Origin of the sequence: Neobacillus drentensis, assembly GCF_036965645.1 — a bacterium.
GTDB classification, from domain to species: Bacteria; Bacillota; Bacilli; order Bacillales; family Cytobacillaceae; genus Neobacillus; species Neobacillus drentensis_D.
Window position 1 is genome coordinate 36338 of sequence record NZ_JBALPZ010000118.1, and the last position, 270, is coordinate 36607.

The 270-nt window shown below is 42.2% G+C and carries 1 riboswitch.

Annotated elements, in window-relative coordinates:
• Positions 1–145: 145 nt before the first annotated feature.
• A riboswitch (glycine riboswitch) is annotated at positions 146–233 on the reverse strand.
• Positions 234–270: the final 37 nt, after the last annotated feature.

Sequence of the window (270 nt, forward strand, 5' to 3'; positions counted from 1 at the left end):
ATGTCGTTTAACAGAGCCTAAAACATAAAAAAGGACAGAACCCCCCCTATGATTTTAAGAAGGTCTCTGTCCTTGCACCTGAAAGTTTACCTTAAATGGCTTTCCCCTTTGGTGGCTGCTATTAATGCAGCACTCTCCAGAGCTGCGTCAAACAAGAGTTCTTTTGCCTGAGAGATTCACATGTTGTTTGCTCCTTCGGCGCTACGATTCGTAGTCTCTCCCCCTGCTGTCATCCGCATTATAATATTTTTAAATTTGGTCATACTAATT